Genomic DNA, 8,839 nt, shown 5'->3' with positions numbered 1-8,839 from the left:
AAGTGTTAAATCTGTATGCTACACTTAGTAAAAGCGAATTTGCGGTGCAATATAAACATAATTTTACGATATCACGGCTAGCTAGATACATAATATAGAACTCTTATATTTACAAAATTCCATGATTGTTGCAAATAAATGCCTCAAATGTAAATCGCAATCGGCAAGGATTAAAACGAGGGAGTTTTATATCCGTTTATACTACTTGAGGTGACAAAAATGAGTCTATTTGCTAGACTCTTGCTGTGCTCGTACCGTTTCGTCATAAGAAAGCTTAGACAAAATTCTACTTGCGTTTACAAAGAATTCATCATCGGCATCAAATGGTAAGCTCTCGCGCGAGAGCAGGTTTCTGCCGAAATTCATCTCATCCAAGATTCCTAAATACCCAAGCACAGTTGTAAAAGTATCGAACGAAGTACCACGCTTTTTGATCTCGAACTCTCCATCCGAATCATCATCCAGTATCACAAATAAGTCCCGCTCGTCTTTAAGTTCATCGCCAAAGCCACCATCTATAGCATTTTTATAAAATAGCGGATGATCATTTTGCAGTACAATGATTGTGTTCGCTGCATATGGACTTGAGCGGATTTGCTCAATAAATTTACTCACTAATAGGTCACTGCAATGCACCGTGCGTAGCATTGGCACGGCATTTTCATTATATTCTAGCCCTTCACATGAGCGCGGGATAAATCCACTTGGAGTGTGCGTACCAATCGTGAGAAGTGAGAACAAAAACGGCTTACCTACTTTGTTCAGACGCTCAAAATCATTCCATGCCACACGAAGCATATCATCGTCATCCACACCCCATTCGTTAGTATGAACCGATGGATCCACGGCTAAAATTTCGCTTCTCCCCTTAATTTCGTCATAACCTCTTTGACGCAAAAAGCCTCTAGTACCCTGAAAATTTAAGTCAGCGCCCTTTATAAAATAGGTATGGTATCCCAAAGAGTGTAAAATTTCGCTAGCGCAGACAATATTTTTAGTAAAATTTTCAGAAGCCATATCTTTGGCAGATGCAAACGTATAATTTGCAGCGCAGTGTGAACCAAACAGCCCTTTAATAGTAAAACCAGTATCTACTACTTGGCGTATCTCGGAAAAATCTATACGATTTTTGAGAGCATTCAGGCGTGGCGTAAGCCCAACAAAAATTCTATCGTCGGTATATGCGCGATTAAAGCTTTCTAAAAAAATGTATACGATATTTTTATGCTTAAACGGGGCTTTGGGATGTGGAACGGCTAGATATGGATAAACCTGATTTTTAATCGCTTCTACTGGCGGATATAGCTGCAAATAATACTCTTTAGCTGCGATATAGAGAGGGTTTAAGAAAAATGCCGCCAAAATGCACGGCACAAATAAAATGCTAAGCTTCGAACTGCGGTGAAAATGTAAAATACGCACGGTAATAATCACACTAAGCAATACTATTGCTACACAGATTGCCGTCAAAATCGCAATTTCACGCGCAAAACTTGCAATCGGTGCGCCCTCCATAGAGGTACGAAAAAACATTATCACAAATAACCCAAAGTGCTTACCGAAAACGAAAAATAACAATAAATCAAAACAAAGTGCAAAAATATAAATTAGCGCAATTATACCCACAGCAATTTTCAAATTTTTGCGCGGCAAAAGTGCTGCAAAAAACAATGAGGCAATAAAAAGAATAACTGAAAAAATTGTGACAAATTCCAAAAATCAACCTTAAATTTGGCAAAAATATAACGCACAGTCTAACAAGAATAACTTTAAAATTTACTAACGCAGACGCAAAAATTGCTTTTAAAAGTAATAGCGGCACAAAATTCTATGCGAAAATTTTAAATTCCACCGCATAGAATTTTAGAATCTAAGCATGGCTCGCCGTCACATGGAGAGACATGACGCCGAGCCGAGCGCTCGCGCTAACCGGCGCGCCTTTGAAAAACCCCCACGTAAAGCGCGAAAACAAAACCGATCGCGACCGCGTAAGGAGCGAACTCGGTGATACCTTTAGCCGAGCTTGCGAGCAAGAAATTATGCGCGATCGCAGCGCCCGCCGCCATGCCGATGATGAAGACGCCCGAGCTTAAATTTCCCGTGCCGGCCTGCACCAGATGCTTGCCCGGGCAGCCCTCGCTTAGGCTGAAGCAAAGACCCGCGAGCACCATACCCAAGAAATTCCAAACGAAATCGTTATGTGCGATAGGCTGGCCCTCAAAGCCGAGTTTGTATTGTCCAAACGCGATATTTGCGATGCTCGCAAACACGATGACGCTTAGCACGCCCCAAAACATCGAGAAATCGCCGCGGAAAATTCTACCGAATGCACCGACGCTGCAAAATTTGCTCTTATGCATCACCGCGCCCACGATAATGCCAGCAGCCAGCGAGATACTTACCGCGGCGTGTTGCGCGCCAGGGCCTTTAGCCGAGATAAAAAGCGCGCCGCTCTCGCCCGTTTTGAGTCCGAAAACCAAAGCCGCAAGTAGCGCTGCGCCCAGTATCACGGGCAAAATTCCGATCGGGCCGCTAAGTCTTGCCTCTTTGCTCGCCTCATAGCCGCGCTTTTTAAGCAAAAACCCAATGAGTACGCCGCAGATCAGACCTGCCAATCCGGCTAGCGCTGTCAAATCGCCGCCGCCTAGGCGTAAAAACGCGCGCCACGGACATCCCAAAAACACAAGGCAGCCGATCATCGCGAAGATCCCTAGGAAAAATTTTGCAAACGGCGAGCTGCCGGTAACCGGCGCGAACTCGCGCGTCCAAAGCACGCTTGCCAAAAAGCCGCCGAACACGAGCCCTATGATCTCCGGGCGGATGTATTGCACTGCGCTAGCTCGGTGAAAACCTAACGCGCCGGTGGTGTCGCGCAAAAAGCAAGCGACGCAAACGCCCATATTGCCCGGGTTTCCAAAATGCACCAGCGCCGCACCCAGCACGCCTAGCACGGCGCCTGCGATGATGTACCATTTAACGTTATTCATGAAAAGATCCTGAAATAATCTAGATCGACCGATCTCTTAGGCGCGATTTTATCCTTTGTAAAATAAAAAGTAAATAAATTCCGATCTAAATTTGCAAAAAACTAAATTTTAAAATCGCGGGCGTTTAAATTTAGACTCTTTGCTGTGGTAGAAATGCCAAATTTAGTAACCTGAACGTGGCGCAGACGGATCGCAACGAGAAGCCAAGGCGTAGAGGCAGTCAGACGAAACGCGATAAAAACAGGTGCAAGCGGAACATAGCCCAGGTGCAGAAGCGGCGCGATAAAGTACAAACAAGACGCAGTCAAAGCGCGCAAGCGGCTCAGACGGGGCGCATTACTTGCCGCCAATAAAAACAAATTTCAAATAGTTTTGAAATTAAATTTCAACCTTATTTAAGTATGCGGATATATAATAATGTATTTCAATTTTATTTTAAAGGTCGGGGCATGAAAAAGCAAATTTTATTGGTGCCGCTTGCAATAGGCGCGATAAGCGGAGCGAATGCGACCGAAAACAACGCCACGAAGTCGCAGGATCTGGGTCAAATCGTCGTGCAGGCGACGGTAAGCGCGGTCGATAACCTAAAATACGCGGGCTCGGCCGGAATTTTAACCCCCAAGGATATGAAAGCCAAAACCAACGTGATCGATTCGATCATGCAGATACCGGGCGTCGACGGCAGTATGGATATGGGGCGACAGATCGGCAGGCAGTTTCAGATCCGCGGATTCGGATATCAAAGCGACGAGCGCGTCATCATCAAGCAAGACGGCGTGCGCAGAAGCGCGGGGATGTACTCCAATATGATCTCATCCTTCCGCACCGATAGCGACATCCTAAAGCGCGTCGAGGTCATAAAGGGCGCCTCGTCCGTGCTTCACGGCTCGGGCGCAATCGGCGGTATCGTAAATATGCAAACCAAAAGCGCGAGCGATTATCTACACGACGGCAAAAACGTAGGCTTGATGCTAGGACAGAGGCTTGAATCAAACAATATGCATAGCACGCGCGGCGCAATCTACGGCAAGGGCGAGGAAATTCCGATCGACGTTTTGCTCTACGGCAAGCGCGCGAGCTACGGCAATATTAAGCTCGCAGACGGCGGCACGCACTACGGCGAGGGCTACGACAAGACCTTTAATAACGAGCATATCGATACCGGATTTTTTAAGATCGGCGCAAATTTAGACGATCACCGCATAAGCTTCAGCGCCTTTGATTACGACGAAAATTTACACACGATGTGGCAGACACTATGGCAAAATGATGCAGATCTCTTCGTAAGCGGAAATTTAAGCCAGAGAGATTATGTTTTTGATTGGAGCTTCACGCCGCAAAGCCCGCTAGTGGATATGTCTTTTAAGGCCTACAAAAGCAGAGCCGAGTATAAACGCGGCTATATCGACGGCGCAGATACCGGCAGCTACACGAACAAAGACGATCGTAAGGGACTAGAGATCAAAAATATCTCGGAATTCGACACGGGCTTTTTAAATCATAGCTTCGCTTTCGGCGGCGATTACGAAAATAGGCAAGAGGATGCGATCTTTATCCAAAATGGAGCGCTAAGAGATTTCGCCTCCTTTCCGAACGAATACAATAGCTACGGGCTTTTCGCGCAGGATTTGATCCGCTTGCACGATGATTTAGAGCTTACCTTAGGCGGTAGATACGATAGATTCGATCGCGACATCAAAGGCAGATCGGCTAAATTTAAAGATTCGAGATTTTCTCCGCGCGCGGCGATTGCCTATACGCTCTTTGATAAATTTACGCTTTTAGCGGGATACAGCGAGAGTTTCCGCGCGCCTACTCCGCACGAGACATCGCAATCAGGGCCGATGAACATACATTATTATTACATCCCAAATCCCGATCTAAAGCCCGAGACCGTAAAAGAGTACGAGGTCGGATTTAGCTTTAAACAGGATGAAATTTTTACGGACGATCACTTCGATATGAAATTTATCTATTTTAACGGCAATATCAAAGATATGATTGACGTTAAGCCGCTACCGCATCTAGGCGTGCCGCCGGGCGGCTTTTCGCAACAATACGGGCAGTATCAAAATATCGATCAAGCCAAAAGGCATGGTTTTGAGCTTAGCTCAAACTACCAAACGCAGGACTTTGATTTCGGCGCGAGCTTCGAGCGACTTAGAATTTACAATAAAAAGACGCACGAAAATATAAACAATCACGCCAAAAAGTTAAGCGCGCACGCTTTCTACTCGCCTCTGCACGATTTAAATTTAGGCTTTGAGGTAAGCCACTATTTTAAGCCTCATTCTAAACCCGCTTCCTATTTCGCTCGCAGAACGGAATATTTTTACGTCGATAAAGCTTTCACGATCGCAAATTTCAGAGGAAGCTACAAGATCAAAAACGGCATTATTCCGGCCCTTGACGGCGCGGACGTAAGCTTTGGCGTAAATAATATTTTCGATCGACACTACATCAACGCAAACCGCACGCGCGAGACTGTGGTGGTGGGTGCTGGACGAAATTTCTACGTCGATTTGGAAGTAAGATTTTAGATTAAGCTTATACGGGCAAGGCGCGGGTTAAATTTTAAAACTTACCCAGCTTTTGCCCTTCTTTCTTTTTAAATTTAAACCTCATCGCGACCTTTTTGATAAGGCTTAAATGTGGCATAAATTTCTAGCGCTATAAAATTCCGCAATTTTTAAAATTTAACAAACTGCAAAAATTTTATGGGTCGTAAAGCCCGCAAGCTGCGAAATTCCACGCCTCATCAATCGATAGCGTTGGAGCTTTTTAACACCACTAGATGTTTTTTGCCCGCGAAGCTTAGCACTACGACAGCATTATTTTCGTCGATTTCGCGCACCAGCTCTACTCGCACATCGCTAGGTCTTGCGGTATCCGAGCTAAGCAGCTCATTTTCTAAAATGCTTCTAAATGCCGAAACCTTGGGCTCTTTTGCATCCGATCTTTCTTTTGCTCCCTCGCGAAATTCCATCGTACCACTCTCGGCAGGGCTTACTTTAAGCGGCGAAATTTTATCCGCTGTGCCTATATTCTCGGCGCTCTCAGAGTTTTCGTCCGCCTCCGTAGCTTCCGAACACTCGGCACGCGCAACCTCATCGTAAAATTTATCGTGTGCACTCTCTTCGCTCACGTTCTCGCCCCTAAAAAAATCTGCGCTATCTACGTTTTTTGAGTCGTTAGAATTTTTGGAATTTAAAGCAGAGGCTTCATCTTTCTTCGCAAACTCCTGCGAGTCAGAATAATTGGTAAAATTTGCGTTCTTTGATCCGCTCTGATTTTTAAAAGAGGATTCGTTTAAAATTTCATCTATGCCCGCTTCGTCCACGTCAGCGCTATCCATGCTAGCGTCGTCTTCAAAAACCCGCCATGTCTCGTCGATACTTTTTTGCGGCTTGTGCGATAAAAATTTTCGCACGCCTACGAAAGCCGCAGCCGCAAGCAGTAACGCTACGATTATCGGCATCACGGAAATCCCGTTGCTGCTGCTTTGCGCCGTTTCATTCGCCTCGCTCTTTACGCTCATCTTGCTCTGATCGAAAGCGGGATTTTTTACGCGCAAAATGAGCTTTAAATTGCCGTCTTGAGTAAGAGCATCGACCGATAGATCGGCTCCAGTAGGGAAATTTATCTCGATATCCTTGCCCTTAGGCGCTATCGTAAAGCTTTTTAAGACCTTTTGATTAGTGCGCATCTCGTTAAATTTCTCATCGCCGCCGAGCCCCTTTAAAATAAGGCTCATCGACTGCCCATCGACGCTGCGCACGATGTCGGGCTTATATGCGGAGTCAAACGCCAAGACGATATCCACGCTATCGTCGTGGTTGAAAAGATCGTATTGCATCAGATTGGCGCCGAGGCAAAAATTTGCGATTAAAATCAAAAATATCTTTTTCATGCTCTTTCCGTTAGTTAAAAAGTTCGGCGATCTTGCCTTGCAGCTCGCGCCCGCCGTAATTTGCGCATAAATTTACGATCGCGGTGCCTATGATAGCGCCGTCTGCGTATTCTTTCGTAGCGCGAACGTCGCCGGCAGTGCGGATACCAAAGCCGATCGCTATGGGCAGATCGCTCATCTTTTTAAGATCTGCGACCATATTTTTTAGGCGCGAAATCGGCGTTTGCTTGCTTCCGGTCACGCCGATAGCGCCTACGCCGTAGATGAATCCTCGCGCGCGGCTCAAAACTCGCGTAGCACGGTGCTCGCTCGTAACACTGATAAGCGGGATGAGCGCGATACCGAACTCCTCGCAAAGTGCAAAAATTTCCTCATTTTCCTCATACGGCAGATCGGGGATTATTAGTCCGCTGATGCCGTAGCGCGCCGCCTGCGCTACAAACTCGCGCGCGCCGTAGGCAAAGATCACGTTGTAATAGACCAAAAATACGAGCGGCTTGCGCGTTTGCACCTCTTTTAAAATTTCAAATACTGTGCCCGCGTTTACGCCGTTTTGCACCGTAGAAAAGCTCGCCTTAAAAATTTCCGGACCGTCCGCGAGTGGATCGGAATACGGGATGCCAATCTCAAGCAGATCGATCACGCTTTCATCTAAATTTGACAAAAACTCCTTCGTGTGCGCTGGGCTCGGATAGCCCGCCACGATATAGCCGATGTTCGCCTTTTTGCCGGCAAAGGCCGCCTTGATCTTATCCATAAATCGTTCCTTTTTTGTAGTTCATCACGGTATCCATATCCTTATCGCCCCTGCCGCTTACGTTTACGACGATCGTTTTTTTGCCCTTTAGCTGCGGGCAGAGCTTTTCTAAATACGCTAACGCATGCGCGCTTTCGATCGCGGGGATGATGCCTTCGAGCCTACAGAGCAGTTTAAGCGCCGTGATGCACTCATCGTCGGTTACCGCTTCGTATTTTGCGCGACTTATCTCGTGCAGATGCGCGTGCTCAGGGCCTACGCCCGGATAATCAAGCCCCGCCGAGATGCTGTGAACAGGCTCGATCATGCCGAATTTATCCTGCAGTACGATCGTTTTCATGCCGTGGATGATGCCCGCGCGTCCGTTAGTAATAGTCGCTGCATGATAAGGGGTATGCGCGCCCAAGCCGCCCGCTTCGACGCCGATGAGTTGCACGCTAGGATCATCTACGAACGCGCTAAAAATTCCTATCGCATTGCTTCCGCCTCCTACGCAAGCTAGGACGTAATCGGCCTTGACTCCCTTGCTTGCGAGCTGCGATTTGGTCTCGGTGCCGATGACGCTTTGAAAATCCCTAACCATCTTAGGATACGGATGCGGCCCGACCGCCGAGCCGATGACGTAAAATACGCTCTCGATCTCGTTCACCCACGCCTGAATCGCCGCAGTAGTGGCCTCTTTGAGAGTTTTAAGACCGGTGCCGATTTTGATTAAATTTGCGCCCAGAAGCTGCATCCTAAAGGCGTTGAGCTGCTGGCGCGCAGCGTCGGTCTCGCCCATATATACGTCGCACTCAAGCCCGAATAGCGCCGCTGCCGTCGCAGTCGCCACGCCGTGCTGACCCGCGCCGGTTTCGGCGATGATCTTTTTTTTGCCCATCTTTTTGGCTAGTAGCGCCTGCGCAAGGGCGTTGTTGATCTTATGTGCGCCCGTATGGTTGAGATCCTCGCGCTTTAGATAAATTTCATGCCCGTAGTGCTCGCTAAGGCGCGCAGCGTGATATAGCGGCGTCGGACGCCCCGCGTATTCGCGCAGCAAGTACTCAAGCTCATCTTTAAATTCCTTAGTCTGCGCTATGGTGTTGTACGCATCCTCCAACTCCTCGAGCGCAAACATCGCCGTCTCAGGCACGAACTGCCCGCCGAAACTCCCGAAATACGCCTTTTTATTCATCCTATCTCCTC

General features: G+C 47.3%; 6 protein-coding genes. 1 reads left to right on the top strand and 5 read right to left on the bottom strand.

Annotated elements, in window-relative coordinates; all coding sequences use genetic code 11:
- Positions 1 to 225 precede the first annotated feature (225 nt).
- Both Q0140_RS11510 and yedE read right to left on the bottom strand, forming a co-directional pair.
- Positions 226 to 1,716 (bottom strand): sulfatase-like hydrolase/transferase, encoded by a 1,491-nt coding sequence (locus Q0140_RS11510; protein WP_297964720.1) that lies wholly within the window; start codon positions 1,714 to 1,716, stop codon positions 226 to 228.
- Between the two features lie 209 nt (positions 1,717 to 1,925).
- A complete protein-coding gene (gene yedE / locus Q0140_RS11505) occupies positions 1,926 to 2,987 on the bottom strand; it encodes a YedE family putative selenium transporter (protein WP_297964719.1) in 1,062 nt (353 codons plus the stop codon).
- Between the two features lie 449 nt (positions 2,988 to 3,436).
- Here yedE and Q0140_RS11500 point away from each other — a divergent pair, with 449 nt between their 5' ends.
- Positions 3,437 to 5,527 carry a TonB-dependent receptor gene (locus tag Q0140_RS11500; RefSeq protein ID WP_297964717.1) on the top strand — a complete coding sequence of 697 codons (2,091 nt, stop codon included), beginning with the start codon at positions 3,437 to 3,439 and terminating at the stop codon, positions 5,525 to 5,527.
- 218 nt (positions 5,528 to 5,745) lie between these two features.
- On the opposite strand, the gene Q0140_RS11495 is transcribed toward Q0140_RS11500, so the two are convergent.
- Genes Q0140_RS11495 through trpB form a run of 3 tightly spaced genes read right to left on the bottom strand, consistent with a single transcriptional unit; the run spans position 5,746 to position 8,828 of the window.
- Complete coding sequence (locus Q0140_RS11495; protein WP_297964715.1) at positions 5,746 to 6,897, bottom strand: hypothetical protein; 1,152 nt, start codon at positions 6,895 to 6,897, stop codon at positions 5,746 to 5,748.
- Between the two features lie 10 nt (positions 6,898 to 6,907).
- Positions 6,908 to 7,654, bottom strand: a complete 747-nt coding sequence (gene trpA / locus Q0140_RS11490) for a tryptophan synthase subunit alpha (protein ID WP_297964713.1) — start codon at positions 7,652 to 7,654, stop codon at positions 6,908 to 6,910.
- Positions 7,647 to 8,828, bottom strand: a complete 1,182-nt coding sequence (gene trpB / locus Q0140_RS11485) for a tryptophan synthase subunit beta (protein ID WP_297964722.1) — start codon at positions 8,826 to 8,828, stop codon at positions 7,647 to 7,649. Before trpB ends, trpA begins: the two co-directional genes overlap by 8 nt.
- Between the last annotated feature and the right edge of the window lie 11 nt (positions 8,829 to 8,839).

It is taken from the genome of uncultured Campylobacter sp. (assembly GCF_938045405.1).
In the GTDB taxonomy this organism is placed as follows: domain Bacteria; phylum Campylobacterota; class Campylobacteria; order Campylobacterales; family Campylobacteraceae; genus Campylobacter_B.
This window is presented reverse-complemented; position numbering and strand designations above follow the sequence as displayed.